General features: G+C 68.3%; 33 protein-coding genes and 2 tRNA genes. 22 read left to right on the forward strand and 13 right to left on the reverse strand.

The genetic code is table 11. The annotated features are described in order from the left end of the window. Positions 1–70 precede the first annotated feature (70 nt). A complete protein-coding gene (locus C5B91_RS12255; RefSeq protein ID WP_115819390.1) occupies positions 71–703 on the forward strand; it encodes a DsbA family protein in 633 nt (210 codons plus the stop codon). 67 nt (positions 704–770) lie between these two features. On the opposite strand, the gene C5B91_RS12260 is transcribed toward C5B91_RS12255, so the two are convergent. The 3 genes from C5B91_RS12260 to C5B91_RS12270 all read right to left on the reverse strand — a co-directional run bounded on the left by C5B91_RS12260 (position 771) and on the right by C5B91_RS12270 (position 3,327). Beyond that, positions 771–1,199 carry a hypothetical protein gene (locus C5B91_RS12260; protein ID WP_115819391.1) on the reverse strand — a complete coding sequence of 143 codons (429 nt, stop codon included), beginning with the start codon at positions 1,197–1,199 and terminating at the stop codon, positions 771–773. A gap of 78 nt (positions 1,200–1,277) precedes the next feature. Further along, a complete protein-coding gene (locus tag C5B91_RS12265) occupies positions 1,278–2,213 on the reverse strand; it encodes an oxidoreductase (protein WP_115819392.1) in 936 nt (311 codons plus the stop codon). Between the two features lie 85 nt (positions 2,214–2,298). Next, on the reverse strand, positions 2,299–3,327 hold the full coding sequence (locus C5B91_RS12270) for an isoaspartyl peptidase/L-asparaginase (protein ID WP_004042661.1): 1,029 nt from the start codon (positions 3,325–3,327) through the stop codon (positions 2,299–2,301). 118 nt (positions 3,328–3,445) lie between these two features. Here C5B91_RS12270 and icd point away from each other — a divergent pair, with 118 nt between their 5' ends. Beyond that, positions 3,446–4,705 (forward strand): isocitrate dehydrogenase (NADP(+)), encoded by a 1,260-nt coding sequence (icd, locus tag C5B91_RS12275; protein WP_008095245.1) that lies wholly within the window; start codon positions 3,446–3,448, stop codon positions 4,703–4,705. 54 nt (positions 4,706–4,759) lie between these two features. Here icd and C5B91_RS12280 read toward each other — a convergent pair whose 3' ends face one another. The 3 genes from C5B91_RS12280 to C5B91_RS12290 form a co-directional block, all read right to left on the reverse strand. After that, positions 4,760–5,215: a hypothetical protein gene (locus C5B91_RS12280; RefSeq protein WP_049913576.1), complete on the reverse strand. Its 456-nt coding sequence runs from the start codon at positions 5,213–5,215 to the stop codon at positions 4,760–4,762. Between the two features lie 172 nt (positions 5,216–5,387). Beyond that, positions 5,388–5,891, reverse strand: a complete 504-nt coding sequence (locus tag C5B91_RS12285) for a hypothetical protein (RefSeq protein ID WP_008095249.1) — start codon at positions 5,889–5,891, stop codon at positions 5,388–5,390. 232 nt (positions 5,892–6,123) lie between these two features. Continuing rightward, the gene (locus tag C5B91_RS12290) at positions 6,124–6,468 is read right to left on the reverse strand and encodes a cupin domain-containing protein (RefSeq protein WP_008095252.1); all 345 of its coding nucleotides are present in this window, start codon (positions 6,466–6,468) and stop codon (positions 6,124–6,126) included. A 126-nt stretch (positions 6,469–6,594) separates the two neighbouring features. Between C5B91_RS12290 and C5B91_RS12295 the strand changes: the two genes are divergently transcribed. Further along, positions 6,595–7,134, forward strand: coding sequence for a DUF5817 domain-containing protein (locus C5B91_RS12295; RefSeq protein WP_008095253.1), 540 nt, complete (start codon positions 6,595–6,597; stop codon positions 7,132–7,134). Positions 7,135–7,181: 47 nt separating this feature from the next. Here C5B91_RS12295 and C5B91_RS22100 read toward each other — a convergent pair whose 3' ends face one another. Then, complete coding sequence (locus tag C5B91_RS22100) at positions 7,182–7,331, reverse strand: hypothetical protein (RefSeq protein ID WP_156037882.1); 150 nt, start codon at positions 7,329–7,331, stop codon at positions 7,182–7,184. 211 nt (positions 7,332–7,542) lie between these two features. Continuing rightward, positions 7,543–8,754, reverse strand: coding sequence for a hydroxymethylglutaryl-CoA reductase (NADPH) (hmgA, locus tag C5B91_RS12300; protein ID WP_008095255.1), 1,212 nt, complete (start codon positions 8,752–8,754; stop codon positions 7,543–7,545). Positions 8,755–8,859: 105 nt separating this feature from the next. On the opposite strand from hmgA, the gene C5B91_RS12305 reads away from it, so the two are divergent. The 7 genes from C5B91_RS12305 to C5B91_RS12335 all read left to right on the forward strand — a co-directional run bounded on the left by C5B91_RS12305 (position 8,860) and on the right by C5B91_RS12335 (position 17,544). Then, on the forward strand, positions 8,860–10,521 hold the full coding sequence (locus C5B91_RS12305; protein ID WP_115819393.1) for an amidohydrolase: 1,662 nt from the start codon (positions 8,860–8,862) through the stop codon (positions 10,519–10,521). A gap of 209 nt (positions 10,522–10,730) precedes the next feature. Then, a complete protein-coding gene (gene nadA / locus C5B91_RS12310; protein WP_008095260.1) occupies positions 10,731–11,888 on the forward strand; it encodes a quinolinate synthase NadA in 1,158 nt (385 codons plus the stop codon). Continuing rightward, complete coding sequence (locus C5B91_RS12315) at positions 11,885–13,456, forward strand: L-aspartate oxidase (protein WP_115819394.1); 1,572 nt, start codon at positions 11,885–11,887, stop codon at positions 13,454–13,456. The genes nadA and C5B91_RS12315 overlap by 4 nt, the downstream gene beginning before the upstream one ends. Next, complete coding sequence (nadC, locus tag C5B91_RS12320) at positions 13,443–14,249, forward strand: carboxylating nicotinate-nucleotide diphosphorylase (RefSeq protein ID WP_008095264.1); 807 nt, start codon at positions 13,443–13,445, stop codon at positions 14,247–14,249. Before C5B91_RS12315 ends, nadC begins: the two co-directional genes overlap by 14 nt. Before the next feature lie 66 nt (positions 14,250–14,315). Then, positions 14,316–15,113 (forward strand): orotidine-5'-phosphate decarboxylase, encoded by a 798-nt coding sequence (gene pyrF, locus C5B91_RS12325; RefSeq protein ID WP_115819395.1) that lies wholly within the window; start codon positions 14,316–14,318, stop codon positions 15,111–15,113. Positions 15,114–15,204: 91 nt separating this feature from the next. Further along, positions 15,205–15,798 (forward strand): J domain-containing protein, encoded by a 594-nt coding sequence (locus tag C5B91_RS12330; protein ID WP_008095266.1) that lies wholly within the window; start codon positions 15,205–15,207, stop codon positions 15,796–15,798. Positions 15,799–15,939: 141 nt separating this feature from the next. After that, complete coding sequence (locus C5B91_RS12335; RefSeq protein WP_008095267.1) at positions 15,940–17,544, forward strand: GTPBP1 family GTP-binding protein; 1,605 nt, start codon at positions 15,940–15,942, stop codon at positions 17,542–17,544. Positions 17,545–17,584: 40 nt separating this feature from the next. Here C5B91_RS12335 and C5B91_RS12340 read toward each other — a convergent pair whose 3' ends face one another. From C5B91_RS12340 to C5B91_RS12350, 3 genes are all read right to left on the reverse strand, one after another. After that, positions 17,585–18,076 carry a hypothetical protein gene (locus C5B91_RS12340; protein WP_115819396.1) on the reverse strand — a complete coding sequence of 164 codons (492 nt, stop codon included), beginning with the start codon at positions 18,074–18,076 and terminating at the stop codon, positions 17,585–17,587. Further along, positions 18,073–19,005: a methenyltetrahydromethanopterin cyclohydrolase gene (gene mch, locus C5B91_RS12345; RefSeq protein ID WP_115819397.1), complete on the reverse strand. Its 933-nt coding sequence runs from the start codon at positions 19,003–19,005 to the stop codon at positions 18,073–18,075. The genes C5B91_RS12340 and mch overlap by 4 nt, the downstream gene beginning before the upstream one ends. A 124-nt stretch (positions 19,006–19,129) precedes the next feature. After that, positions 19,130–19,444, reverse strand: coding sequence for an MTH1187 family thiamine-binding protein (locus C5B91_RS12350; protein WP_004062408.1), 315 nt, complete (start codon positions 19,442–19,444; stop codon positions 19,130–19,132). Between the two features lie 105 nt (positions 19,445–19,549). Between C5B91_RS12350 and C5B91_RS22445 the strand changes: the two genes are divergently transcribed. The 6 genes from C5B91_RS22445 to C5B91_RS12375 all read left to right on the forward strand — a co-directional run bounded on the left by C5B91_RS22445 (position 19,550) and on the right by C5B91_RS12375 (position 22,079). Beyond that, positions 19,550–19,717, forward strand: coding sequence for a hypothetical protein (locus C5B91_RS22445; RefSeq protein WP_162832772.1), 168 nt, complete (start codon positions 19,550–19,552; stop codon positions 19,715–19,717). A 65-nt stretch (positions 19,718–19,782) separates the two neighbouring features. Further along, positions 19,783–20,841 carry a YihY/virulence factor BrkB family protein gene (locus tag C5B91_RS12355; protein WP_049967756.1) on the forward strand — a complete coding sequence of 353 codons (1,059 nt, stop codon included), beginning with the start codon at positions 19,783–19,785 and terminating at the stop codon, positions 20,839–20,841. 38 nt (positions 20,842–20,879) lie between these two features. After that, entirely contained in the window at positions 20,880–21,164 is a 285-nt protein-coding gene (locus tag C5B91_RS12360; protein WP_049913578.1) for a hypothetical protein, read from the forward strand. Between the two features lie 70 nt (positions 21,165–21,234). After that, complete coding sequence (locus C5B91_RS12365) at positions 21,235–21,489, forward strand: hypothetical protein (protein WP_008095276.1); 255 nt, start codon at positions 21,235–21,237, stop codon at positions 21,487–21,489. Between the two features lie 75 nt (positions 21,490–21,564). Continuing rightward, positions 21,565–21,792 carry a hypothetical protein gene (locus C5B91_RS12370; protein ID WP_008095278.1) on the forward strand — a complete coding sequence of 76 codons (228 nt, stop codon included), beginning with the start codon at positions 21,565–21,567 and terminating at the stop codon, positions 21,790–21,792. Continuing rightward, positions 21,789–22,079 carry a hypothetical protein gene (locus tag C5B91_RS12375; RefSeq protein WP_008095280.1) on the forward strand — a complete coding sequence of 97 codons (291 nt, stop codon included), beginning with the start codon at positions 21,789–21,791 and terminating at the stop codon, positions 22,077–22,079. The genes C5B91_RS12370 and C5B91_RS12375 overlap by 4 nt, the downstream gene beginning before the upstream one ends. A 197-nt stretch (positions 22,080–22,276) precedes the next feature. Here C5B91_RS12375 and C5B91_RS12380 read toward each other — a convergent pair. Then, positions 22,277–22,347, reverse strand: a tRNA-Gly gene (locus tag C5B91_RS12380). Between the two features lie 12 nt (positions 22,348–22,359). After that, positions 22,360–22,430, reverse strand: a tRNA-Gly gene (locus tag C5B91_RS12385). Between the two features lie 289 nt (positions 22,431–22,719). Between C5B91_RS12385 and C5B91_RS12390 the strand changes: the two genes are divergently transcribed. From C5B91_RS12390 to C5B91_RS12415, 6 genes are read left to right on the forward strand one after another with little or no spacing between them, the layout of a single operon-like run. After that, a complete protein-coding gene (locus C5B91_RS12390) occupies positions 22,720–23,562 on the forward strand; it encodes a putative RNA uridine N3 methyltransferase (RefSeq protein ID WP_049967754.1) in 843 nt (280 codons plus the stop codon). Positions 23,563–23,566: 4 nt separating this feature from the next. Continuing rightward, positions 23,567–24,583 (forward strand): 50S ribosomal protein L3, encoded by a 1,017-nt coding sequence (locus C5B91_RS12395; RefSeq protein WP_004974909.1) that lies wholly within the window; start codon positions 23,567–23,569, stop codon positions 24,581–24,583. 3 nt (positions 24,584–24,586) lie between these two features. Next, positions 24,587–25,333 carry a 50S ribosomal protein L4 gene (gene rpl4p / locus C5B91_RS12400; protein WP_008095285.1) on the forward strand — a complete coding sequence of 249 codons (747 nt, stop codon included), beginning with the start codon at positions 24,587–24,589 and terminating at the stop codon, positions 25,331–25,333. Next, on the forward strand, positions 25,330–25,581 hold the full coding sequence (locus tag C5B91_RS12405) for a 50S ribosomal protein L23 (protein WP_004974911.1): 252 nt from the start codon (positions 25,330–25,332) through the stop codon (positions 25,579–25,581). Before rpl4p ends, C5B91_RS12405 begins: the two co-directional genes overlap by 4 nt. 2 nt (positions 25,582–25,583) lie before the next feature. Continuing rightward, a complete protein-coding gene (locus C5B91_RS12410; RefSeq protein WP_004974912.1) occupies positions 25,584–26,309 on the forward strand; it encodes a 50S ribosomal protein L2 in 726 nt (241 codons plus the stop codon). A gap of 2 nt (positions 26,310–26,311) precedes the next feature. Further along, entirely contained in the window at positions 26,312–26,734 is a 423-nt protein-coding gene (locus C5B91_RS12415) for a 30S ribosomal protein S19 (protein WP_008095287.1), read from the forward strand.

Below are 26,734 nucleotides of genomic sequence, written 5' to 3' on the forward strand. Positions count from 1 at the left end.
GTAGCGTCGGCATTCGAACTGGTCGCCCGCGACCGCGCCGTTTTTGTAACCGTAGGAGAGACAAATACGCATGAGTTCAGACGCCGACCAGGCGATAACGGTCTACTCGGACTACGTGTGTCCCTTTTGCTACCTCGGGAGGCAGTCCCTGTCGCAGTATCAAGAGACGAGAGACGAGGAACTCGATATCGACTGGCATCCGTTCGACCTGCGGAGTCAGAAGCGCCGCCCCGACGGAAGCATCGACTTCTCGGTCGACGACGGAAAAGACGAGGACTACTACGAGCAAGCGAGACAGGGTGTCCGACGGCTACAAGAGCGGTACGACGTCGAGATGACTCTGGAACTCGGGACCGACGTGGACTCGCTTCCGGCGCAAATCGTCTCGTACTACCTGAAGGAACACGCCGACTACGAGACGTGGCTCGCGTTCGACGAGTCGGTCTTCGAGGCGCTCTGGCAGGACGGCAAAGACATCGGCGACGAGGCGGTACTCGTCGAACTCGCCGAGTCGGTGGGCGTCGACGGCGAGGAAGTCACGTCCGCGCTCGACGACGAAACGCTTCGGACCGAAGTGCGCGAACGATTCAGTGAGGCCCAGCGACACGGCGTCACCGGTGTCCCAACGTTCGCGTACGAGGGCTACGCCGCGAGAGGTGCAGTTCCGCCGGAACAGCTAGCGCGACTCGTCGAGGGCGCGTAGACACCGGACGACCGACCAACGAGACCGACAGCGCTCGAAGGGTCGTCGCGCCCGCCGGCGAGTCGGTTCACCCGGCGGTGTTCGTTTCGAGCATCCGACGGAGCGCGACTTCCATCTCCTCGAACTCCGAGAGTTCGAGTTCGTCGGTGGTGACGATGACGCCGCGGTCCCCGGCGACGACGCGGCCGACGAACCCGTCAGAGAAGACGCGAAGGGTGAACTCGTACTCGCCGAACTCCGGACGCTCGCCGTTCCTGCCGGCGTTGTAGGTTTCCTGCGGTCCGAACCCGGTGCGCTCGCTCTCGACGAGTTCGGATTTGGCCGCGCGCGCCGCGGCCTCGTCGCCGCCGTAGAGGTCCCGCCGGACGTACAGCACGTCGAAGTCGTCGCGGGTGAAGTGGACGACGCTTCGGAGAGAATCCCCGAGAGTCGTTCGGCAGGTGGAGACGAGGGCGTCGGCGACGCTCCCGGTGATTGTCGGCGTTGATTCGGTCACAGGAGTAGATAGCACGCCACAGTATTTGGCCGTCTCGCCTCTCCCACCCGGTCGCCGCGCCGCTCGGCCCGGCGCGGTTCAGGCCAGTCGGAACCGCGTGTCGGTGAGTTCCGCCGAGACCTCCCAGAGCCGTGCGGCAGTCTCCGGGTCTCTGGCGCGGTCGCTCGGCTCCGCGATGCCGGGGTTGCCGCGCATGCCGAACAGCCCCTGCGGGCCGACGTACTCCCCGCTTTCGACGGCCGGCGACGTGGCGGCGTACAGAAGCGGGAGCGCGCCCATCTCGGCCGACTGGGCGAATATCGCGTTGCCGAGTTTGCTCATCCAGTACCGGAGTGTCGACCCGGACGCCTCGGGGCCGCGGAACTGGAGGTTCGTGTCGGCGTAGCCGGGATGTGCGCCCACGCTCAGCACGTCGTCGATGCCCGCGGCGGTCAGCCGGCGGTCGAGTTCGAACGCGAAAAGCAGGTTCGCGAGCTTGCTCTGGGCGTAGGCGTCCCACTCGTCGTAGTCGCGTTCGCCCTGCAGGTCGTCGAAGTCCATCCGGCCGCGCTCGTGGAGGCCGCTCGACATCGCGACGAGTCGCGTCTCGCCGGGCGTGTCGCGGAGCGTCGGAAACAGGCGGGCGTTCAGGACGAAGTGACCGAGGTGGTTCACGCCGAACTGCGTCTCGAAGCCCTGTGCGGTCTCCCGCCGGGGAATCGCCATCACGCCGGCGTTGTTGCAGAGGGCGTGTAACGCCCCGTGTTCGGCGGCGAACTCGTCGGCGAACCGCCGAACCGAATCGAGGTCGGCGAGGTCGAGTTCCGAGAGGGTCAGCGAGGCCGCCGGCACCGAGTCGCGGATGTCGGCCATCGCGTCCTCGCCGCGGTCGAGGCTCCGGCAGGCCATGACGACGTGCGCGCCCTTCTCGGCGAACGCGCGCGTCGCTTCGAAGCCGAGGCCGCTGTTCGCGCCGGTGACGATGACGGTCTTCCCCGAGAGGTCGGGGGCGTCGGCCGCGGTCCAATCGCTCATGGGGAACTGCAAGGACCGAACCGAGTAAACCGTGGCGGCGACCGCCGGCGCGGCTGGGCGAGCGGTCGCAGACGCTCGATTGAGACTACTTCGACGCGGTGCTGGTCTGCATCCCGTCGGAGTTGTACGCCGAGCCGAAGCCCTCGTCGTCGAGGAGGATGATCCCCGCCGACGACCCGGTGAGTTCGCCGAACTCCTCGATGGCGAGGTCGGCCGCGGTCTGGGCGTCGCAGCCGCGTTCGAGGTGGCCGACCGCCCTGCGAGCGAGCGTCACGCGCGCGATGTCTTCTCCCGCTCCCGTGGTCGACGCGCCGCCAGCGGGGGAGGCGTAGAAGCCCGAGCCGATTTGGGGTACGTCGCCGACGCGGCCGGCGAGGGCGAACCAGCGGCCGCCGGTCGAGGTCGCGGAGGCGAACGTCTCGCCGTCGGTGGCGACCGCCCCGACCGTGTCGTGACCGGGAAGGCGAACATCGTGAGCCGAGCGGTCACTGCTTGCTGAGGTTCCCTCAGAATTGTCGTGGCCGGGCAGGCGAACGTCGTGAGCCGAGCGGCCACTGCCTGCCGAGGTCTCCTCGGAACTGTCGTGCGCCGGCAGATAACCGTCGCCCGCCTCGGCCGTCGGGTCGCTCGTGCTACCGCCGAATCGGTCGGCCAGCCACGCGAGGTGTTCGCTGGGCGAGCCCTCGGGCGCGTCCGCGTTCGCCCAGCGCTCGCGGGTCTCGTCGGTGAAGAGGTCGACGCCGGTCTCGACGCCCGCGTCGGCGGCGAAGTCGACCGCCGGCTCGCCCGTTAGGAGGACGTGCGGGGTGTCTTCGAGGACAGCGCGCGCGACGGAGACGGCGTGTTCGACGCCCTCCATGCCGGAGGCCGCGCCGGCGCGTCGGTCGCTCAGCATGACGCCCGCGTCGGTGCGGACGACGCCGTCGGACTGGACCGCGCCGCCGACGCCCGCGTTGAACCGGTGGTCCGATTCGAGGACGCGGACTGCGGTCTCGACCGCCGAAAGCGGGTCGGGTTCGCTCGCGCCCGCGTCGGCCGCGTCGTCCAGGACGGCCTGTCTGGGTTCCGGTTCGCCGGGGATGCCGCCGGCACCGCCGTGGAGGATAATTCGCATACGAGGGTGTCTTCGGAGCGCGGTCCTAAACGTATCGACCGACGAATAGAGCGATACTTGCACTTCGCCGTCGATAACGGCAGGACTTTTACACCGCACTGGAAAACCCAAATTGTTCATGAGCTACGACCAGATTGAGGTTCCGGACGACGGCGAGAAAATCACGGTCGACGAGGAGACGGGCGAGCTCTCCGTCCCCGACAACCCGATTATTCCGATCATCCACGGCGACGGAATCGGAACGGACGTCGGCCCCGCCGCACAGAAGGTCCTCGACGCCGCCGCCGAGGCGACCGGCCGCTCTGTCTCTTGGATGCGCGTCTACGCCGGTTCGTCCGCCCGCGACAAGTACGACGAGAACCTCCCGGAGGACACGGTAAGCGCCATCCGCAACCACCGCGTCGCAATCAAGGGCCCGCTCACGACACCCGTCGGTGCCGGCTTCCGCTCGCTCAACGTCGCGCTCCGCAAGAAGCTCGACCTCTACGCGAACGTCCGCCCGACCTACCACCTCGACGGCGTCCCGTCGCCCGTGAAGAACCCCTCGGCGATGGACATGGTCACGTTCCGCGAGAACACCGAAGACGTGTACGCCGGCATCGAGTGGGAAGCCGGCACCGACGAGGTCCAGAAGGTCAAGGAGTTCGTCGAAGAAGAAATGGGCGCGGACGGCGTCATCCACGACGGTCCCGTCGGCATCGGCATCAAGCCCATCACCGAGTTCGGGACGAAGCGCCTCGTCCGCGAGGCTATCGAGTACGCCCTCGAAAACGACCGCCCGTCGGTCACGCTCGTCCACAAGGGCAACATCATGAAGTTCACCGAGGGTGCCTTCCGTGACTGGGGCTACGAACTCGCAGAAGAGGAGTTCGGCGACGTCACCATCACCGAAGACGAACTGTGGGAAGAGTACGACGGCGAGCGTCCCGAGGACAAGGTCGTCGTCAAGGACCGCATCGCCGACAACATGCTCCAGCAGCTTCTCACCCGCACCGCCGACTACGACGTCATCGCCACGATGAACCTCAACGGCGACTACATGTCCGACGCCGCCGGCGCGCAGATCGGTGGTCTCGGCATCGCCCCCGGCGCGAACTTCGGCGAGGGTCTCTGCCTCGCAGAGCCCGTCCACGGCTCCGCGCCCAAGTACGCCGGCCAGGACAAGGTCAACCCGACCGCGATGATTCTCTCCGGCCGCCTCATGTTCGAGTACATGGGCTGGAAGGACGCCGGCAAGCTCATCCGCGACGCCGTCGAGAAGACCATCTCGGACGGCGACGTCACCTACGACCTCGAACGCCAGATCGAGGGCGGCAACAAGCTCGCCACGAGCGAGTACGCCGACAAGGTCGTCGAGAATATTCAGGAACTCGCGTAAGCGAACACACCACTTCTCTCTCGCGGCATCGACGCCGCAGTTCTTTCGCGCCGACTACAGTCGATTCGGGTCCCGCCAGCGCTGAATCCGGTTCCACAGGGGGCGGACGAACCCGAAGACGACCGCGCCGGCGGTGTCGGCGACGATGTCGACGCCCGTGTCCTCCAAGTAGACAGAGCGGGGCCACTCGACCCAGAAGCCGGTGAACAGACGCTCGTACACCTCGAACCACGTGCCGATGGCGGCGACCGCCATCGGGAGGACGACGAGGAGCGCGACCCGCGAGTGGAGCAGGCGGGGGTTGAGGACGTAGAGGACCGCCGCGACGCCGAACCCGGAGGCGGCGTGGACGAGGATGTCCCACCACCAGATGCGGGTGTAGAGAAACAGCGCCATGCTCGTGAAGTGCGTCGCGGTGACGGCGCCTCCGAACACCGCGACGGCGGCCATCTCTCGGGGGCGTTCTTCCCACCCCGCCAGCACCATCTCGTCCCAGGTGCGCCTCAGCATGCGCGAGGGGGTGCGCGGGTCGCGCCGAGTACGGTGTGGAGGTTCGGTGCCGGGTCTTCTGCGAGCGGAGGCATAGACGAGAGATAGGACATCATCAATATGTACGTTTTCCCGACGGAGCAACACGTTTGGGGTTAAATTAACCACCTCGACGGGAGCATCGCGTCCGGAGTCAGCGGTTCGACGGGGAGTCGTCGTCCGCCTTCTCGCCGCCGTCGGAGCGGAGGTGACCGGCGCTGCGCGGCGAGTCGCCGCGGGGGGAATCTGCCCGCGCCCGCGACCTGAGGACGCCCTCGACGAGGACGAAAAAGCCGAGGCCGCCGACCACGTCGACCACGAGGTCAATCGCGGTGTCCTCGAGGTAGTAGGCCATCGACCAGCCCCACCAGAAGTCCTTGAACAGGTACTCGTACACCTCGAAGCCCGCGCCGATGGCGAGGATGACGCCGGCGACAACCACCGGGGCGCGATCGCCCCGGAAGGTCCGCGGGAACACGAGGAACAACACGCCCGCGACGCCGAAGCCCGAAAGCGAGTGGGTGAGCACGTCCCACCACCAGATTCTCGTGTAGATGTCGTAGGCGAGCCCGCCGAAGTGGAGCGCGCTGACGACCGCCGCCCAGACGCCGACGAACACCCACAGCCACGGCTCGCGTGCGAGCTTCGAGTGACTCATGGTCGCCCGCTGCTCGGCGGGGTATCCGGGGTGTTCGGCGCGCCGGGCGCTATCCATAGAGGAAGTACGCGGGGGAAGGGCATAGTTAGGGACTACCGTCTATCGGATGGTGACACCGGACTGATAAATGCTTTCTCCTCATGTGTTTCGAACGAAACGTTCCGGGACTCGTTCGAGAGACCCCACCCCGACGGCCCGTCAGGGAGATTCTAACGGGGGGTCGCGCTCGGCGTCAGTCCAGCCACGGCGGGTTGTCCCGCGGCGGCGAAAACACGTCGATGCCGACGACGGTCTCGTCGCCGCGGTTCTCCGCGCCGTGGAGTTCGCCGCCTGCGAGCGAGTAGGCGTCGCCGGGACCGACGACGAGTTCCTCGCCGTCGTCGCCGACGAGGAACGTCAGTTCGCCGGCGACGATGTAGCCGACCTGCTCGTGTGGGTGGTCGTGAACCGGGACGGCCGCGCCGGGTTCGATGCGGAAGTGCTGGACGTTCATCTTCTCCCCGCCCGCGAGGAGCGAGAGGGAGACGCCGTCGGCCGCCTCGGCGGACGGCGCGTCGTCGAGTGAAACTCGGTCCATGGTGGCAAGCCACAGGGAACGGGGATAAATCCGCCGGGGAGGCGCCGCGGGGGTCGTCACCCGCGAGGGGTCCACGGTCGCTTCCGCTCCCGAACGTTCAAATCCGACGCCGCGGAACATCGGCGTATGTACGCGGTCGTGGGGTGTACGGACTGCGCGAACATGTGGCTCCTTTCGGACCCCGACGGGTCGAAGACGGCGACGTGTCCGCGGTGCGGCAGGCGACACCAGACGAAAAAGCTCCGGCGGTTCTTCGAGTCCGATGACCGGGACGCCGCGCGGCAGGCGCGGTCGGCGCTCTTGGCGAAGAAACACGGCGACAGCGAGGCGTTCGCGCAGGTCGAACACGTCTCGGAGCTCGACCGGCGGGTCGAGGAGTCGGGCGTCGACGACCGCGAGTACCTCGAAGGCTCGGGACTCGACGCCGACGAGGTGTTCGAGGCGGGCGAGGCCGCCTCTCGCGGTCGGAACTCGTCGGCGGCGTCGCCCGACCGCCTGACGGTCGTCCGCGAGGCGGTTCGGGATGGCGACCGGCCGACCGAGGAGGAAATCGTCGCGACTGCGGTCGAACGCGGCGTCCCGGACGACCGCGCCCGCGACCTGCTCGACAAACTCCGGCGGCGCGGCGAGGTGTCGGAGTCGCGGGGCCGACACCGACTGGTCTGAGCGTCGCGGCGGGCGACCGGTACAAAGGGGCCGCGAGCGCGGGCACCTCAGAGCGCGCCGAGCAACTTCGCCACGGTCAGCGCGGAGGCGACGACGCCGAGGGCCAACTTCACCAGCCTGAGCGCGAGCGCCAACCGCCGCGCGTCGTCGTAGTCGTCGGGCGATTCGGGGTCGGTACTGCGTGTAGAGAGTGGCATGGGAGGGGATGGGTTGTGGACACGCCCGCGGGTGCTGCCCGACGGACGCGTTTTCATCGTTTCCGCGGAAACGGAATAAACGCGAGCCACGGGTGCGGGGTGAAAGTGAAAGTGGACGTCGATGACTGAATCCGTCGATACAGGTCTGTGGGAAGCGAATAACGGCTGTTTAGTCGTCTCCGACAGCGGTGAAACTGAAACCGGGTTCGGATTACCGGCCGAGTTCGGCGTGGGCGCTGGAGAGGTGCCGCGAGGCGAGCGCGGAGAGGAGCGAGAGTTCGCCCGCGAGGGAGCCGACGGCGATGCATTCGGCGAGGGCGTCGGCGTTGGAGCCGGCGGGGTCGCCGCCGCCGCTGACGCCGAGGATATCGAGGCCCTCGGACTGCGTCGGGAGCTTCGTGCCGCCGCCGACGGTGCCGACTTCGAGGGAGGCGATAGAGACCGAGACGTAGAGGTCGCCGTCCTGCACCTCGGCGGTCGTGATGGCGTTCGCGCCCTCGACGACCTGCGCCTCGTCCTGTCCGGTGGCGAGGAACATCGCGGCGACGACGTTGGCGACGTGGGCGTTGAAGCCGAGGCTCGCGGCCTTCGCGGAGCCGACGAGATTCTTGCGGGTGTTGAGTTCCGCGACCGCCTCGGGCGTGGTGTGCAGGCGCGCTTCGACGACTTCGCGCGGGATGCGCACGTCGGCGGTGACGCTCCGGCCGCGCCCCTCGACGGCGTTGATTGCGGCGGGCTTCTTGTCGGTACAGAGGTTGCCCGAGAGGGCGACGAGTGAGGCGGTCGTCTCTTCTTCGACGACGCCGCAGGCGGCCTCGGTGGCGATGGTGGCCATGTTCATTCCCATCGCGTCCTTGGTGTCGTAGCGGAACCGCAGGTAGACCGAGTTGCCGACGACGTACGGCGTCACGTCGAGGAGTTCGCCGTGGTTCGTCGTCTCCTCGGCGGCTTCCTTCAGCGCCGCGAAGTTGTCGCGGGTCCACGAGACGAGCGCCTCGGCCTCGGCCACGTCGGCGACGCGGAACACCGGCGCGCGGGTCATCCCGGACTTGAGGACGCGAGCGGTCGCGCCGCCGGCGCTGTTGATGACCGAACAGCCGCGGTTGACCGACGCGAGGAGCGCGCCCTCGGTGGTCGCGAGCGGGAGGTACTTCTCGCCGGAGACGGAGCCGCCGTCGACCGAAACGGGGCCGGCGACGCCCATCGGCACCTGAATCGCGCCGACCATGTTCTCGATGGCCGACTCGGCGGCTTCGGCGGGGAAGCCGTAGTTCCCGACCGCGTCGAGCGACGCGCCGGACTGCGATTCGACGAGCAACCGGCGCGCCTCGGCGGCGGTGTCGGCGTCGGCGTGCGCTTCGAGTTCGTGGAGGCGGAGTTCGCCCTCCCGAACGCGGTCGGCGAGGGACGCGGCGTCTGTCATGCTCCGACGTTTTCCGCGCCGGCCCTAACGCGTTCCGGTTCTTTCAACGGTCGCTGTCCGGCCGCCTCCCGAACCGTTTTGCCCTCCCGCGTCGGGGTCGAACGTATGACCGCGGCAGCGGACCTCGTACTGACGAACGCGGAGGTACACACGCTCGGGTCGCCCGACGAAACCCACGAAGCCGTCGCCGTCCGCGACGGCGAGGTCGTCCGCGTCGGCCGCGCGTTCGACGTGGAACTGCTCGTCGGCGTCGAGACGCGGGTCGTCGACTGCGAGGGACGAGTCGTCCTCCCCGGCTTCATCGACGCCCACACGCACCTCCCGATGGTCGGCCGGTCGCTCGTCCACGCCGACCTCTCCACCGCCGACTCCGCGGCGGAGGCGGTCGAACTGCTCCGCGAGCGAGCCGCCGAAGTCGAAGCCGACGACGGCGGAGCCGGCGGTGATGGGGCCAGCGGCGGCGGGACCGGCGACGAGACCGACTGGGTGCTCGGCTACGGCTACGACGAGAGCACGTGGGACGAATCCAGGTATCTCACCCGCGACGACCTCGACGCCGTCTCCGAGTCGCTTCCCGTGGTCGCCTTCCGCGAGGACCTCCACACCGCCGGCGTCAACTCGGTCGTCCTCGACCGCTACGCCGACGAGATGCCCGACGCGGGCGTGCAGACCGCCGGCCGAGACGCTGTTTCCGAGGGTGTCGGCGACGGCGACGCCGCCGGCGAGCCGACGGGCGTCGTCGTCGAGGGCGCGGTCGACGTGCTCCGCGAGGCGACCGAACCGGGCCGCGAGGAGATGGCGGCGCTCGTCCGCGCCGCGCAGTCGTACGCGACCGCCCGCGGGGTCACCGGCGTCCACGACATGGTCCGTGGCTCCCGCGCTCCCGAGGTCTACCGTGACCTCGACGAAGCCGGCGAACTGGACCTCCGCGTCCGAATCAACTACTGGTCGGACCACCTCGACGCGCTCCGCGAGGTCGGCCTGCGGACGAACCACGGAGGCGGAAGCCACCGCGACCTCGTCACCGTCGGCGCGATAAAGACGTTCACCGACGGGAGCTTCGGCGGCCGGACCGCGAAGCTCACCGAACCGTACGCCGACGCCGCGGGTGACCCCGCCGCGGCCGACGACGAGACGGGCCAGTGGGTCGTCGACCCCGAAGAACTCCGCGAACTCGTCGCCGACGCGGACGAGTCGAGCTACCAGCTCACCGCGCACGCCATCGGCGACGCGGCCATCGACGCGGTTCTCGCGGCGTACGAGGAGACCGACGACCCCGGCTCGGCCCGCCACCGGGTCGAACACCTCGAACTCGCCTCCGACGAGGCCATCGAGCGGTTCGCCGAACTTGGCGTCGTCGCCTCGGTCCAGCCGAACTTTCTGAAGTGGGCCGACGAGGGCGGCCTCTACGACGCCCGCCTCGGCGAGCGACGCCTGCGAACCAACCGCTACCGCGACCTGCTCGACGCCGGGGTCGACCTCGCGTTCGGGAGCGACTGCATGCCGCTCGGGCCGCTTCTCGGCGTCGACCTCGCCACCGACCACCCGAACCCCGACCAGTCGCTCACCGTCACCGAGGCGCTCCGGGCGTACACGTCCGGCGCGGCCTACGCCGGCTTCGACGAGGACCGACTGGGAACCGTCGCGGCAGGCACCGCCGCGGACCTCGTCGTCCTCGACGAGTCGCCGTGGGAAACCGACTCGATTCGCGACGTCGCGGTCTCGATGACCGTCGTGGACGGTCGCGTCGTCTTCGAACGCGACTGAACGAGAAATCGCCATCGACGGAGGAGTACATTCGAAGAAAATTATTCTTCAACCGAGTAGACGACGTTCGAGGGTTCTGAACCCAATCAGACTGAAGTACCACCGACCAATCGGGACTGAAGAGAATCTTTACTGGTGGGTTGCGAGTATTGAAGAAAAATATTTTTCAATAAGGGCCGATGATTGGACTTCTACCGTGGTGACCAATCGTGGTTGAATTACAGTCGGTCGGGTTCGAGTCGGAGCTCAGCCTGTTCAAATACGACACGCTCGAACAGCTTCCGGAGAGCCACCGCGACCTCGACGAGGCCGCCCGCTCCCGGCGAATCGCCGCCGCCCGCGAGGAGCTCGGCGACCGGGTTATCGTGCTCGGACACAACTACCAGCGACGCGAAATCGTCGAGCACGCGGACTTCATCGGCGACTCCTACGAGCTCTCGAAGCGCGCCGCCGAGTCCGATGCCGAGTACGTCGTCTTCGCCGGCGTGACGTTCATGGCCGAGAGCGCGGACATCATCACCGACGACGACCAGACGGTGATTCTCCCGTCGATGGAGGCGTCGTGTCCGATGGCCGGGATGGCCGAGGCCGTGCAGGTCGACTCCGCGTGGGAGACGCTCGTCGAGGAGTCCGGCGGCAAGGACATCGTCCCCGTGACGTACATGAACTCCTACGCAGACCTGAAGGCGTTCTGCGCCTCCCACGGCGGGCTCATCTGCACCTCCTCGAACGCCACCGACGCCTTCGAATGGGCCTTCGAGCGCGGCGACGCCGTGCTGTTCCTGCCCGACAAGCACCTCGGGCGCAACACGGCCGACGAACTCGGCATCGACGAAGTCGTCGAGTGGGACCCGTGGGCCGGCGACGTGGCCGAGTCGATGGGTGCCGCCGGCGAGGTCGAACCCGAGGTTCCCGACCTCGGCGACGCCGAGGTCATCCTCTGGGACGGCTACTGTCAGGTCCACGAGCGCTTCCGGGTCGACCACGTCGAGGAGGCGCAGGCCGACGGCGCGAAGGTCGTCGCCCACCCCGAGTGCCGCCCGAGCGTCGTCGCGGCCGCCGACGAGGTCGGTTCGACGAGCCACATCTGCGACGTCATCGAGAACGCCGCCCCCGGCGAGACGTGGGCCATCGGCACCGAAGTCCACCTCGCGCGACACCTCGCGCGCTGGCACCCCGAGGTCGACGTGCGGCCGCTCTGCGGCGACGCCTGCATGGACTGCAACGCCATGCGGCAGGTCGACCCCAACTACCTGACGTGGGTGCTCGAAGAACTCGCCGCGGGCCACGAACCCAACGTCGTCGAGGTCGCGCCCGAGGAGAAGGAACTCGCCGCGGTCGCGCTCGACCGCATGCTCGAACTATGAAGGCCGACGTGCTCGTCGTCGGCTCCGGTATCGCCGGCTGTGCCGCCGCCCTCGCCGCCGCCCGCGAGGGGGCCGACGTGCTGGTCGTCACGAAGGCGACCGAGCCCGAGGACGCCGCGTCCGACTGGGCGCAGGGCGGCATCGCCGTCACCCAGTCCGCGCCCGAGGAGTTCGCCGCCGACATCCGCCGGGCGAGCGACGGCACCGCCGACCCCGAGGCGGTCGAGACGCTCGTCTCCGAGTCCCGAGCCGTCGTCGAGGACGTGCTCTTGGGCACGCTCGAAGTCGAGTTCGACGCGGTGGGCGGCGGCACCGACGGCACCGGCGCCGCCGACTTCGACCTCGCCCGCGAGGCGGGCCACTCCAGCCGCCGCATCCTCCACGTCGACGCCAGCACCGGCGCACACGTCCTCCGGCCGTTTCTCCAGCACCTCTCGGCCCGCGACGGCGTGCGCATCGTCGACGACGCGACGGCGCTCGACCTCCTGACCGAGGAGGGAACCGTCCGCGGCGCGACCGTCCTCGCCGACGGCGAGGTCGAACCTGTGTTCGCCGGAGCGACCGTCCTCGCCACCGGCGGCATCGGCGACTGTTACGCCCGGTCGACCAACCCCGCGGGCGCGACCGGCGACGGCGTGGCGATGGCCGCCCTCGCCGGCGCGACCGTCTCGGACATGCAGTACGTCCAGTTCCACCCGACGGCGTACGACCCCCGGACTGACCCCCAGGCCGACGACGCGCAACCGTTCCTCGTCAGCGAAGCCGTTCGCGGCGAGGGCGCGGCCCTGCGCGACGCCGACGGCCGCCGATTCATGCCTGACGTGCACGAAGACGCCGAACTCGCCCCCCGAGACGTGGTCGCCCGCGCCGTCTCTCGCGCCCGCGACCGAACCGGCCGCGTCGTCCTCGACGTGTCCGACCTCGACTTCCGCGAGGAGTTCCCCGACCTCGCGGCGCTCTGCGACGACCGCGGCGTCGACCTCGACGCCGGTATCCCCGTCGCCCCGAGCGAGCACTTCCTCTGCGGCGGCGTCGCCGTCGACGACCGCGGCAGGACCTCGCTGTCCCGCCTGTTCGCCGCCGGCGAGTGCGCCCGCACCGGCGTCCACGGCGCGAACCGACTCGCCTCGACCAGCCTGCTCGAAGGGCTCGTCTGGGGCGTCCGCGCCGGCGAGACCGCGGCCGAGCGGGGCCGCGGCGAAGCCGAGGCCGTCGAGTACGCGTCGCCGCGCGACTCCGACCCGGCGCTGCCCGACGCCTTCGCCGACACGAAGTTCGACCGCCTCGGGCGAACGATGGACGGGTTCGTCGGCATCGAGCGCACCCCCGATGGGCTCGGGACCGCGCGGGCTCGGCTCCGCCGCCTGAAGGGCGAGGTCGACGCCTACGCCCGCACCCGCGTCTCGCGGTCCATCTACGAACTCCGGAACGCCTGCGTCTCGTCGCTCCTCGTCGCCCGCGCGGCCGCCGACGCGCCGTCGGCCGGCTGTCACTCGCTGGTCGACCCGGACGGAAGCGAGGAAAGTGACGACGCGGGTCAGGGGGTGACCCCGAGTGCTGACGACTGAGACCGTCGAGCGCTGGCTGGCCGAGGACGTCGGCCACCGCGACGTGACGAACGACGTGCCCGGCGACACCACCGGGCGACTCGTGGCGAAGGAGCCGGCGGTCGCCGCCGGTCTCGACGCCGCCGTCGCCGTCTTCGACTCCCTCGGCGTCGAGGCCGAGCGAGCGGTCGAAGTCGGCGACGCGGTCGAAGCGGGTGACGAGGTTCTCCGGGTCGAAGGCGACGCCCAGAGCGTCCTCCGCGGCGAGCGCGTCGCCGCCAACGTCGTCGGCCACGCCTCCGGGGTCGCGACCACGACTCGCGAGGCAGTCGACGCCGCCCGCGAGGTTTCCAACTCGGTTCGAGTGGCGGCGACCCGCAAGACCACGCCCGGCCTCCGCGGCGTCGAAAAGCGCGCCGTCGTCGCCGGCGGCGGCGACACCCACCGCCTCACGCTCTCGGGGATGGTGATGGTCAAGGACAACCACGTCGCCGAACTCGGCTTGGAGGAGGCGGTCAACCGCTTCGCCGAGCGCAAGTCGTTCGCCACGAAGCTCGAAGTCGAAGTCGAGACGCCCGAGATGGGCGAGCGCGCCGCGGCCGCCGGAGCCGACATCGTCCTGTTCGACAATCTCCCGCCCGAGGCGGTCCGCGAGGGCGTCTCCCGGCTCCCCGAGGGCGTCATCGCCGAGGCCAGCGGCGGCATCACGCCGGAGACGCTCCCCGCCTACGCCGACACCGGCGTCGACGTGGTGTCGATGGGCTGGCTCACCCACAGCGCGCCGAGTTCGGACTTCTCCTTCCGGACCGGGTGAGCTGGGCGCCCCGCCAGCCGCGCCGAAGGGAAAACCCCTTACTTTCGGTCGTCGCACTCGCGGGCAATGGGCTTCTTCGACGACCTCCGCGACCGCATCGAGGCGACAGACAGCGTCGTCTCGGTCGGCCTCGACGCCGACATCGACCGTATCCCCGACCACCTCTTCGACAAGGACCTCCCGCGGTGGGCGTTCAACCGCCGCATCATCGACGCGACCCACGAGCACGCCGCGGCGTTCAAGCCGAACGCGGCGTTCTACGAGGACGAAGACGGCTGGCGCTCCCTGCGCGAGACCATCGCCTACGCCCACGGCAAGGGCGTGCCGGTACTCCTCGACGCCAAGCGCGCCGACATCGGCAACACGACCCGCAAGTACGCCGACCTGCTCGACGACGCCGACGCCATCACGGTCAACCCCTACATGGGCCGCGACTCCATCCAGCCGTTCCTCGCCCGCGAGGACAAGGGCGTGTTCGTCCTCTGCCGCACCTCGAACCCCGGCGGCTCCGACCTCCAGTCGCTCGAACTCGATTCGGGAGAACCCCTCTACGAGCGCGTCGCGGCGCTCTGCGACCTCTGGAACGAACACGGGAACGTCGGCCTCGTCGTCGGCGCGACCGGTCCCGACGAACTGGAACACCTCCGCGAACAGGTGCCCGACCTGCCCTTCCTCGTCCCCGGCGTGGGGGCGCAGGGCGGCGACGCCGAGGCCGCCGTCGAGTTCGGTCTCGCCGACGGCGTCGGCCTCGTGAACTCCTCGCGCGGCATCATCTTCGCCGGCGAGGACGACGGCGAGGACTTCGACAAGGCCGCCGGACAGGCGGCAAAGCGCCTCAAAAAGCGGCTGAACCAGTACCGTTGAGTCGGCGCGGGCGCTCGATTTTCGGCAGGTGACTCGTCGGCAGGTGACTCCCCGGCGAGACGTTTACCACCGTGCGCCCCTAACTGCGGCCGTGGACCGAGACCGACTCGTCATGGGGCTCGCGGCGGTGTTCGCGGGAATCACCATGCTCCTCGTCGTGTTGGCGTTCGCCTACCAACAGCTCCTGTTGCTGTTCGTCGCCATCCCCTTCGGCGCGACGACGTACTTCATGTACGCCCACGTCAGCGGCCGCCTCGAAGAGCGGTTCCGCCGGACGCGCGTCCGCGCCGACGCCGGGCGCGGCGGGTTCGGCTTCCGGTCGGAGCGACGGCGGGGCGACCGCCGACAGACCGGCGGCTTCGGCGCGGGTCCCCGCGGCGACCCCCAAGAGGGACCGCGAGCCGGGCGATTCGGCCCTAACGTCGGTCCCGACGGCGGGTTCGACGGCGGTCGGCGGAGACGGCGCGCCCGCGACGGAAGCGGGACGCGAGTCCGCCCGCCGCGGCGCGGTATGAGTCGGCAGAAAGCCCTCGAAACGCTCGGCCTCGACGACGACGACGCCTCCGAGGACGAGGTGAAGGCGGCCTACCGGAAGCGAGTCAAAGAGACCCACCCCGACTCGAAGACCGGCGACGAAGAGGCCTTCAAGCGCGTCAACCGCGCCTACGAGCGCCTGACCGAGTAACACGGTTTCCTTTTCACCCGCATTCGACCGCCACGAGCCCCGACGAGCGCCCCCGCGTCGGTTCCGTCTCGATTGCGGTACGTTCTCATGGTAATGGCTATCGCGGAAAGCGTTTTCACGGTCGGTTTCCTACCCGCTTCCATGAGCGCGGATCGGGCCCTCTTGGATGAGGCCCTCGAGCGCGGTGAGGAAGAAGGCGGCAACGTCGAGTTCAAAGAACGCCTCACCCGCGCCGTTCACCTGTCCGACGGCCGGATGGAGTCGCTCGCGGCTCAGCTCCGACACCGAGTGCTCTCCGGCGACGGCGTGGCGACCTACGTGGTCGGCGTCACCGACGACGGCGGCATCGCCGGCATCCCGCCGGACGACTTCTCCGAGACCATGGACGTGCTGTCGCTTCTAGCCGAGGAGGCCGGCGCGCACATCGAAGACGTGGAGACGTGGGGCGTCGGCGATTCGGCCGAGCGCGGCCTCGTCGGCGTCGCGACCATCCGCGAGGGGGCGATGCTCGACGTGGACGACGACCACATCGTCGTCGGCACCGCGGGCCACGTCGACCACGGGAAGTCCACCCTCGTCGGCTCGCTCGTGACCGGACAGGCCGACAACGGCAACGGCGGCACGCGGTCGTTCCTCGACGTGCAACCCCACGAGGTCGAACGCGGACTGTCGGCGGACCTCTCGTACGCCGTCTACGGCTTTTCGGACGACGGCCCGGTCCACATGCGAAACCCCCACCGGAAGTCCGACCGGGCGCAGATCGTTCAGGAGGCCGACCGGCTGGTCTCGTTCGTCGACACCGTCGGCCACGAGCCGTGGCTCCGGACGACGATTCGCGGCCTCGTCGGTCAGCGTCTCGACTACGGCCTGCTCGTCGTCGCCGCCGACGACGGCCCGACGCGGACGACCCGCGAACACCTCGGCATCCTGCTCGCGATGGAGCTACCGACGGTCGTCGCCATTACGAAGGTCGACGCCGTCTCCGAGGAGCGCGCCGCCGAGGTGGAACGCGAGGTCGAGCGACTCCTCCGCGACGTGGGTCGGACGCCCCTGAGCGTCGAGCGCCACGGCGTCGAGGCCGCGGTCGAAGAGATAAGCGAGTCGGTCGTCCCGCTGTTCCTGACGAGCGCGGTCACGATGGACGGCCTCGGCGACCTCGACCAGTTGTTCGAGTCGCTCCCGAAGCGCAGCGCCGCGGAGGGTGACTTCAAAATGTACATCGACCGCACCTACTCGGTCACGGGCGTCGGCGCGGTCGCCTCGGGCACGGTCAACTCCGGGGCGGTCGAGGCCGGCGACAAACTGCTCTTGGGGCCGATGTCCGACGGCGAGTTCCGCGAGGTCGAGGTCCGCTCCATCGAGATGCACTACCACCGGGTCGACCGGGCCAACGCCGGCCGCATCGTCGGTATCGCCCTCAAGGGCGTCCGCGAGTCCGAAATCGAACGCGGGATGGTGCTCCTCCCGGCCGACTCGGAGCCCACCGCCGTCCGCGAGTTCGAGGCCGACGTGATGGTTCTCAACCACCCGACGCGGATTCAGGAGGGCTACGAGCCCGTGGTCCACCTCGAAACCATCTCCGAGGCGGCCGTCTTCCACCCTGACGGGGGGCGGCTCCTGCCGGGCGACACCGGTACGACCCGCGTGGAGTTCAAGTTCCGGCCGTACTTCGTCGAGGAGGGCCAGCGGTTCGTCTTCCGCGAGGGCCGGTCCAAGGGCGTCGGGACCGTGACGAAGGTCGACTAACGTAACACGGGCGGCGACGCGGATTCGTCCCCGCCGGCGGTCAAGACGATTCTTCGACCGGGGCGTAGCCGTCCGGTTTTCTCGCCGCCGCGCCGAACAGCACCGCCCAGTCGAGCAGCCGCGCGACCCTGTCTCGCCAGCGAGATTCCCACCCGTCGGGGTCGCGGTGGCGCTCCCAGTTCGGGACGGCCGGCTCGAACGCGTCGAAGACCGCGTCGGCAGACCTCGGCTCGTCGCCGAGCGCGTCGAGGGCCTCTCTCGCGCCGAAGACGTTCGCCTCGAAGGCGGCCCGCAAGGCGTCCCGCGTCGGGTCGTCGCGGACGCGCTCGAAGCCGCGGCTCACCTCGCGAGCGAGGCCGAGCGACTGGCAGAACACGAGCCAGTCGCGGCCCTCGTCGGGCGTCACGTCGAGTCGGTTCGCCACCCGGCCGCAGCAGTCGTCTTCGGAGCCCGGAATCAGGGGCACCGCGCGGTGGGCGTCCCACAGTCGGTCGAGGGAGTCCGGCGCGGGCGGGACCGGTTTGCGCCTCACAGTCCGAACGAGTCGGCGAGCACGTCCTCGTCGGTCTCGCCGAGGGTGTACGTCGGGCCGTCGACCACGTCGACGGTGACCTGCGCGGGGCCGAACACGCCGGGGTCGACCTCGCCGAAGTCCCAGTCGGCGTCCTCGAACAGTTGTTCGAACGGCACGCCGTAGTCGGGTCCGGCCGTGGAAATCGCGCGGTCGAAGTCGTCGAAATCCTCGCTGACGGTGACGTGGACGCGCCCGCCGTAGGCGACGGCGTCGTTCGTCCGTCCCATGGCGACGCTCTCGTCGTAGCTGACGGGGGCGAGCGGGGCGGAGCCGTTGATAGAGAGGACGTTCGTCGGGTCGTAGCCCGCCTCGAAGAGGTTGAACACGGCGAGTTCGGCCGCGCGGGCCGCGCCCGTGACGCTCCCGACGAGCGAGCCGGTCGCGTAGGTCGGCAGGAAGACGGCGCTCGGTTCGAGACCGGTCGTCTCCGCGACGTGTTCCGCGACCTCGTCGGTCGGGAGGTCGATGCTCTCGACGGAGAGGACCGTCAGGTCGAACTCGTCGTAGTAGCCGAGGTGGTGGAACTCCTCTTCCTCGCCGACCAGCGCGCGTGCGGGGCCGGAGCCGAGGCCGTCGAAGTCGTCGAAGGTGAGCTCCCAGCCGGCCTTCTGCGAGCAGAGGAGAGCCAGCGCGGGGCGGTCGGTGGAGAGTTCGACGTGCGGGCGGGGCGTGCCGGCGACCTCGCCCATCCGCGTCTGTACCGTGGCGAGACCCGCGGTCTGAATCTCCGCGAGGAGCATCCCCGCCTCGACACCGCCGTCGGCGTCGACGCCGAAGTCGATGACCGTCGCGCCCGAGTCGAGTTCGTAGCCCTCGATGCCGAGTTCCCCGGCGAAATCGAGCGCCTCGTCGACCAGTTCGATGGCCATCCGATTGATGCTGTCCATGCGAGGCGATTGCGCGCCTTCGGCTAAAGGGTTTGTCAGTCACCCACCGCTCCGGGGCGCGTGGACGTGCCACGTGGGGCGGGTCGCGGGAATGCGCGGCGGGTCGCCGCGCCCCCGTGCGACACTATTCGCGGTCGCTTCTCGCTTCCCGACCGAGGTGGGCTTCGACCGCGTCGACCTTGTCGGCGGCCGTCTGGTCCTTCGTGCGCTTGTCGTCTATCTTCAGGAACGTGCTCACGCGGTCGCCGTCGACCGCCTTGTGGGCCGCGCCGACCGCCGCGAGCAGTTCGTCGATGTCGTCGGCCTCGATGACCGTCCCCATCGGGTTCGTCTCGTAGGACACCTCGAAGTCGTCGAGGGCCGCGACCGCCTTGGCGACCTCGCCCGACATGCTCCCTTCGACGACCGGTGCGACGCTCAGCATCGCGATGACTGTCATGGTCGAACCCACGCGCCACGCGGTAGTAAAACGGAGTGGACCGAGACGGCCGATTCGACGACGGAACCGACGAGGCTATCCCCTCGAACAGCCACAGGTTCCGATATGTTCCAGAGCGAACTCACTCGGGTGGCACTCGTCGTGGGGGCGAACGTTGTCGGCGGGGTGACCCTCGGCTCGGCCATCGGCGGAACGGTCGGCTACGCGGCGGAGTGGACCGCGACGGGCGCCGTCTTGGGGCTGGCAGTCGCCGTCTTCGCCGCCCGACGATAGCCGCCTCCGCACCCCCGACTTGGCGGCGCATCGCGCTTTTCTCGTCGGCCGACGTATCAGTGTCCATGAATCCGCGTGTCACGAGAGCGCTCACGCTCGGCCGGGCCATCGTCTACGAGGTGCGAACCGAGCGGCTCACCTTCATGGCGGGAAGCATCGCTTACGGGGCGTTCGTCTCGCTGTTACCGCTGTTCCTGCTCGTCCTCGCGGCCGTCTCCGCCACCGGCGACAGCGGCCTCCGCGAGGGCGTCATCGCCGTCATCCAGTCCGTGTTGACCCCCGGCGCGGGCGACGTTATCATCGCCGAACTGGAATCATCGACCCAACTGGCGAGCCTCTCGCTCGTCGGGGTGCTCGTGTTGGTGTGGGGGACGCTTCGCATCTTCCGCGGCCTCGACACCGCCTTCTCGGACATCTACGAGTCGGAGGCGGCCAACACCTTCGCCGACCAGCTCTCCGACGGCATCGTCGTCCTCGTCACCGTCGCCGTCGCCGTCGTCGCCGGCGCGCTCATCGAGTCCGCGCTCCCGGCGCTCGACGGGGCGCTCGGATGGGTCGTCTACCGCGGGCTCCTCGTGGTCGTCCTGTTCGTGACGTTCTACCCGATGTACTACATCTTCCCCGACGAGGACGTGACCTACCTCGAAGTCGTCCCCGGGACCCTCGTCGCCGCCGTCGGGCTGACGACCTTCGAGTCGCTGTTCCGGCTCTACGTCGAGTTCAGTAGCCGCGCGCCCGAGTCGAGCGTCGTCGCCGGCATCCTCGTCCTCCTGACGTGGCTCTACTTCAGCGGGCTCGTCATCCTCCTCGGCGCGGCCGTCAACGCGGTGCTGTCGAACCGCTCGCGCGACGTGAACGTCCGCCCACTGTTCGGCGGCGTCCCCCTCGACTCGCAGACCGACGCAGTGACTCGTGGCGAGGTGACGGCCGCCATCGAACGACTCGACCACCTCGTGGCGGCCGCTCCGCACGAGGACCTGACGGTTCGCGTCGGCGACGAGTCCGTCACGCTCCCCCGGCCCGAACGGGTCGTCGTCGACACCGAAACCAGTCGATTCCTGCCGGAGGGGCCTGTCAGACTGGAACTCCGATGGTCCTCGTGGCCTGACAGTCAGGAGGAGTGATGACGGGCGTTATGTGGCTGGCGTGCGTATGCGACACTATGGCAATAAAGACCCCTGCCCGACCGACTCAGCCGGCGCGACCGCTCGAACGGGACCGAACGAGGTGGGAGGCCGTGGAGACGACCGCCGAGACCGCCTCCCGCGCGGTTCGGCCTCCGACCGTCGTCGAACACCGACGACTGCCCGAGAAGGATTTCGGCGAGGCGCGACTCGTCTGGCGCTGTGACGACTGCGGCGAACTCGGCTCGCTGACCTCGTTCCCGACGGGGTGTCCCGACTGCGGCGCGGGTCGCGAGGCGCTGTTTTACTTCACCGAGGACTGACGCCTCGGTCGAGCGCGGTCCGCCACCGGCCGACCGCGACCGTTTTCCCGCCGGCCGACGACCCCCGGATATGTATCTCTCTCACCCCGTCCGTCGCATGCGCGACGACCCCCTCGACGACGAGGTCGCGGAACTCCGCGTCGAACCCGCGGACGACGACGCCCGCGCCGCGCTCGAAACCCGCGTCGAGTCGCTCGGCGGCAGCCTCGAACGCGAACTCCGGTTCGGCGGCGTCGTGGTCTCGATCGCCGAATCCGCCGTTTCTGACCTCTGCGAACTCGACGGCATCGAACGAATCGAGACGGTGGACACGCTCGGATATTGATTCTTCGCCCACGCGTGCGAGGCCAGAATCGCGAATGGTGTCAACTATTTAGTGTATCCTCTGCGGACGTGCCGTATGGTCTCCCTCCATTCCCGCGTCACGCGAGTGGTCGGCGTCGTCGCCGCCGCCGTCGGCGCGTCCGCCGCGCTCTCCGCCAGCGAGTTCGGCATCGAACTCCGTGAGAGCACCGCGCCCGCGTCGCTCATCACACGCCTCGCCACCCGGTCGCCGCTCGAATTCGGCGCGCTACTCGTCGTGTTCGCGGCCGTTATCGCCCTCGTGACGTTTCCGACCGAGTCATGAGCGTGCTCGCCGACCTCGGGGGCGTTCCCCTACTCGTCGCGTACCTGTTGCTCCTCGCGGGCACGGGCGTGCAGTACCGACGCGGAGCGCTCTCCGCCACGCGGGCGGTTCTCCTCGTCGGGATGTGTCTCACGTGGCTCTCGTACGCCCTCTTACAGGTGACGCAGTCCGGGACCGTACCGACGGGAACGCCGCTCAACTACGCCCTCGACGCGCTCGCCGTCGTTGTCCTCATCGTCGGCGTGGCCGCGATGGTCTGGTGGTGGCGAGCGCGGGACGAAACGTGAGTTCTCGGGGACGCGACGAGACGCGTCGCTGACCGAGTTGAATTCAGAGAAGTGCGTCGGCTGGGATTTGAACCTCAGTCGCTCTGCTCACTCCGTTCGCGTCGCTCCCTGATTTAAATCCCACCGGGCCGCATTCACAACTCATAGTCCGAGCGACACGCACAGCGGTCGCTCGGAAGGTAGATTCGTTGTAGAAGTGCGTCGGCTGGGATTTGAACCCAGGTTGTGACCATGGCAAGGTCACGTGATACCACTACACTACCGACGCATGTGGTGGAAGTGCGCTGGCTGGGATTTGAACCCAGGTTGTGACCATGGCAAGGTCACGTGATACCACTACACTACCAGCGCATTCCGCGTGTATCGTGGCGTGCTGCTGCGTTACTCGATAGTGTCGGGTTGATAAATAAGACTTGCGAAACGGGGGAGAAATCGGGCGACGGCGCGCCACCTGCTACCACGTGAGATTCGCCTTCGCCGACCTGTCGTCGACCGTGTAATTACGTACCACGCGTCATTCGCCAATCGTCCACAAACTGGGTCGTGGGACGCTCTATCACCCCAGAACGGATTCGCTACTCTTTTAGGTAGGCCCCCGGTACAAACGCCACAGTCTAGACGAGACGAGGATGAACCCGGCATGAAACTCAGCGTACTCGTGCCGTCCTCACTCGTCCGGGAAGCCGAAGATCAACGCGAGGCAACTCGCAAACTCGGCTACGTCGCCCGCGCGGCGGCGGTCTTCCGGGCGAACGAACTCGTCGTCTTCCCCGACGAAGACGGCGAGAACAAGTGGGGCGGCGAGTTCGTCGAAACCGTACTTCGGTACGCCGCGACGCCCCCTTACCTCCGCAAGGAGGTCTGGGGCAAGCGCGACGAACTCCGCTACGCTGGTATCCTGCCGCCCGTTCTCGTGGCGTCTACGACCGCGGACGGCTCTGACGAGTCGCCCGCGTTGCGAGAAGGAATCGTGACCGAGGTCGGACCTGACGACCGCGTTCGGGTCAATTGCGGAATGCAACACCCGATCTCCCTGTTCGTCCCTCCCGGGATGGACCTCACAGAGGGAGAGCGCGTCGCTGTCAGGATCTCTTCGCGAGAACCGGTCCGTGCGCGGATCGTCGACGAGCCCCTCCCGGGCTTCGACGTATCCCGCATGGACCTCACGGAAGCACTCGGCAGGCCAGATGCGGGCGTGCGAATCGCCACGTCTCGCTATGGCGAACCGCTGTCGGTCCCCACATTGGGTGACTTGACGGCCCGCATCACCGATGTCGGCGGCATGACCGTCGTCTTCGGGTCGCCGGGCCGTGGGCTTCCGGACATGCTCGGGATGTCTCCCGAGGATGTTGCAGACGTCGAACCTTCCGTTGGTCCGGGGTTCGACCTCTGGCTCAATACGATTCCGCGACAGGGCAGCGAGGTCGTGCGAACAGAAGAAGCGATGTTCGCCTCCCTCGCCTCCCTGACACTCACGGAGTGAATCCATGCCACAACCAAGCAGACCACGAAAAGGCTCGATGGGCTTCAGCCCCCGCAAGCGTGTGACCAAAGAGGTCCCGCGTATCAAGTCGTGGCCAAGTGACGACGGTTCCCCTGCACTGCAGGGATTCGCTGGCTACAAGGCCGGTATGACCCACGTCATGATGGTCAACGACGAGGCCGACTCCCCCCGCGAGGGAATGGAGGAGTCCGTCCCGGTGACCGTCGTCGAGACGCCGCCGATGCGCGCCGTCGCCCTTCGCGCCTACGAGCAGACGCCGTACGGTATGAAGCCGCAGACCGAGGTCTGGACGGACGAGTTCCACGACGAACTCGACCGCGTCCTCGACCTGCCGGCAGAGAACACGTTCGACTCGGACGCCGACGCGCTTCGCGAGGCCGTCGAGGCCGGCGAAGTCGATGACCTCCGCGTCATCACGCACACGGTGCCCGCCGAGCTCGCGAACGTGCCCAAGAAGAAGCCCGACGTGATGGAGACTCGCGTCGGTGGCGGCTCCATGGTGGAGCGCGCCGACTTCGCCCTCGACCTCGTTGCCGAGGGCGGCGAACACGAGATGTCCGACGTGTTCCGCGCCGGCGAGTACCTCGACGCCGCGGGTGTCACGAAGGGTAAGGGTACGCAGGGTCCCGTCAAGCGATGGGGCGTCCAGAAGCGTAAGGGCAAGCACGCCCGCCAGGGCTGGAGACGCCGTATTGGCAACCTCGGCCCCTGGAACCCGTCCCGTGTCCGCTCTACGGTTCCGCAGCTCGGTCAGACTGGGTACCACCAGCGCACCGAGCTCAACAAGCGCCTCATCGACCTCGGTGAGGGTGACGAAGCCTCCGTCGAAGGTGGCTTCGTCAACTACGGCGAGGTCGACGGCTCCTACGCGCTCATCAAGGGCTCGCTGCCGGGCCCCAACAAGCGCCTTCTGCGGTTCCGCCCGGCCATCCGGCCGAACGACCAGCCGCGCCTCGACCCCGAGGTGCGCTACGTCTCTACCGCATCGAACCAGGGATAATCCATGCAGGCAACTATCCGAGACCTGAACGGCGACGACGCGGGCAGCATCGACCTGCCCGAGGTCTTCGAGACGGCTTACCGTCCCGACCTCATCAAGCGTGCCGTCATCGCCGCGCAGGCAAACCGAAAACAGCCGTACGGTGCCGACCCCTACGCCGGACTTCGAACCCCGGCAGAGTCCATGGGCAGCGGCCGTGGGATGTCCCACGACCCACGCCAGAACGGCGTCGCCCGACGCGTCCCGCACGCCGTCTCCGGCCGTCGCGCTCACCCGCCGAAGGCCGAGAAGGACCAGGGGAAGGAGATCAACACGAAGGAGCGTAAGCTCGCTGTCCGCTCGGCGCTCGCCGCCACGACGGACTCCGAGCTGGTCGCCGAGCGCGGTCACCGCTTCGACGACGACGTCGAGCTCCCCCTCGTCGTCTCCGACGACTTCGAGGACCTCGTCAAGACGAAGGAGGTCGTCGACCTCCTGCAGTCGCTCGGCGTCTACGACGACATCGAGCGCTCCGAGGAGAACAAGAAGGTCAAAGGCGGCCAAGGCAAGCTCCGCGGTCGCAAGTACACCCGTCCGAAGTCCATTCTCTTCGTGACGGCCGAGGAGCCCTCGAAGGCCGCTCGCAACCTCGCCGGCGTCGACGTCGCCACCGCGGCGAACGTCTCCGCCGAGGACCTCGCGCCCGGCACCCACGCCGGTCGCCTCACGCTCTTCACCGAGAGCGCGCTCGAGGAGGTCGCAGAACGATGAGCATCATCGAACACCCGCTGGTCACGGAGAAGGCGATGAACCAGATGGACTTCGACAACAAGCTCCAGTTCATCGTCCACATCGACTCGACGAAGTCCGACGTGAAGGACGAAGTCCAGTCGCGCTACGACGTGACCGTCGAGAAGGTCAACACGCAGGTCACGATGAAAGGCAAGAAGAAAGCAACAGTTCGTCTCTCTGAAGACGACGACGCGCAGGAAGTCGCGTCGCGTATCGGGGTGTTCTAACAATGGGACGCCGAATTCAGGGCCAGCGTCGTGGTCGCGGTACGTCCACCTTCCGGGCGCCGTCGCACCGCTACAAGGCCGAACTGTCGCACAAGAAGTCCGAGGAGAAAGACACCATCACGGGCACGGTCGTCGGCATCGAGCACGACCCCGCACGCAGCGCGCCCATCGCCCTCGTCGAGTTCGAGGACGAACAGCGCATGATTCTCGCGCCCGAGGGTGTCACCGTCGGCGAAGAGCTTCAGATCGGCGTTTCCGCCGAAATCAAGCCCGGCAACACGCTGCCGCTCGCCGAGATTCCCGAGGGTGTCCCCGTCTGTAACGTCGAGCACCAGCCCGGCGACGGCGGGAAGTTCGCCCGCGCCTCCGGCGTGAGCGCGCAGCTTCTCTCGCACGACCGCAAGGTCGCCATCGTGAAGCTCCCGTCGGGCGAGGTCAAGCGCCTCAACCCCAACTGCCGAGCCACCATCGGCGTCGTCGCCGGCGGCGGCCGCACGGAGAAGCCCTTCGTCAAGGCAGGCAAGAAGTACCACAAGATGAAAGCGCGCGGTATCAAGTGGCCGCGCGTGCGTGGTGTTGCTATGAATGCCGTCGACCACCCGTTCGGTGGCGGTGGCCGGCAGCACCCCGGTCAGCCGAAGTCCGTCTCGCGGAACGCTCCGCCGGGCCGGAAGGTCGGTGACATCGCCTCCAAACGCACCGGTCGCGGTGGCAAGGGAGGTAAGTAACCATGAGTACGCAATACCGCACCGGCCGCGAAGGTGAGTTCACCTACCGCGGCTACACGCTCGACGAGCTGCAGGACATGGAGCTCGACGAGGTCACGGAACTGCTCCCCGCTCGTCAGCGGCGAACCATCACCCGAGGCCTGTCGGCCGAGCACGAGAAACTGCTCGCGAAGGCTCAGGACAAGACGGAAGAGGAGACGGCTAACACGCCGATTCGAACGCACCTGCGTGACATGCCGATTCTCCCCGAATTCGTCGGTCTCACCTTCGCCGTCTACACCGGCCAGGAGTTCGAACGCACCCAGATTCAGCCCGAGATGATCGGTCACTACCTGGGCGAGTTCCAGCTGACCCGTAGCTCGGTCGAGCACGGTCAGGCCGGTATCGGCGCGACCCGGTCTTCGAAGTTCGTGCCCCTCAAGTAA

The organism is Haloferax sp. Atlit-10N (genome assembly GCF_003586325.1).
In the GTDB taxonomy this organism is placed as follows: Archaea; Halobacteriota; Halobacteria; order Halobacteriales; family Haloferacaceae; genus Haloferax; species Haloferax prahovense.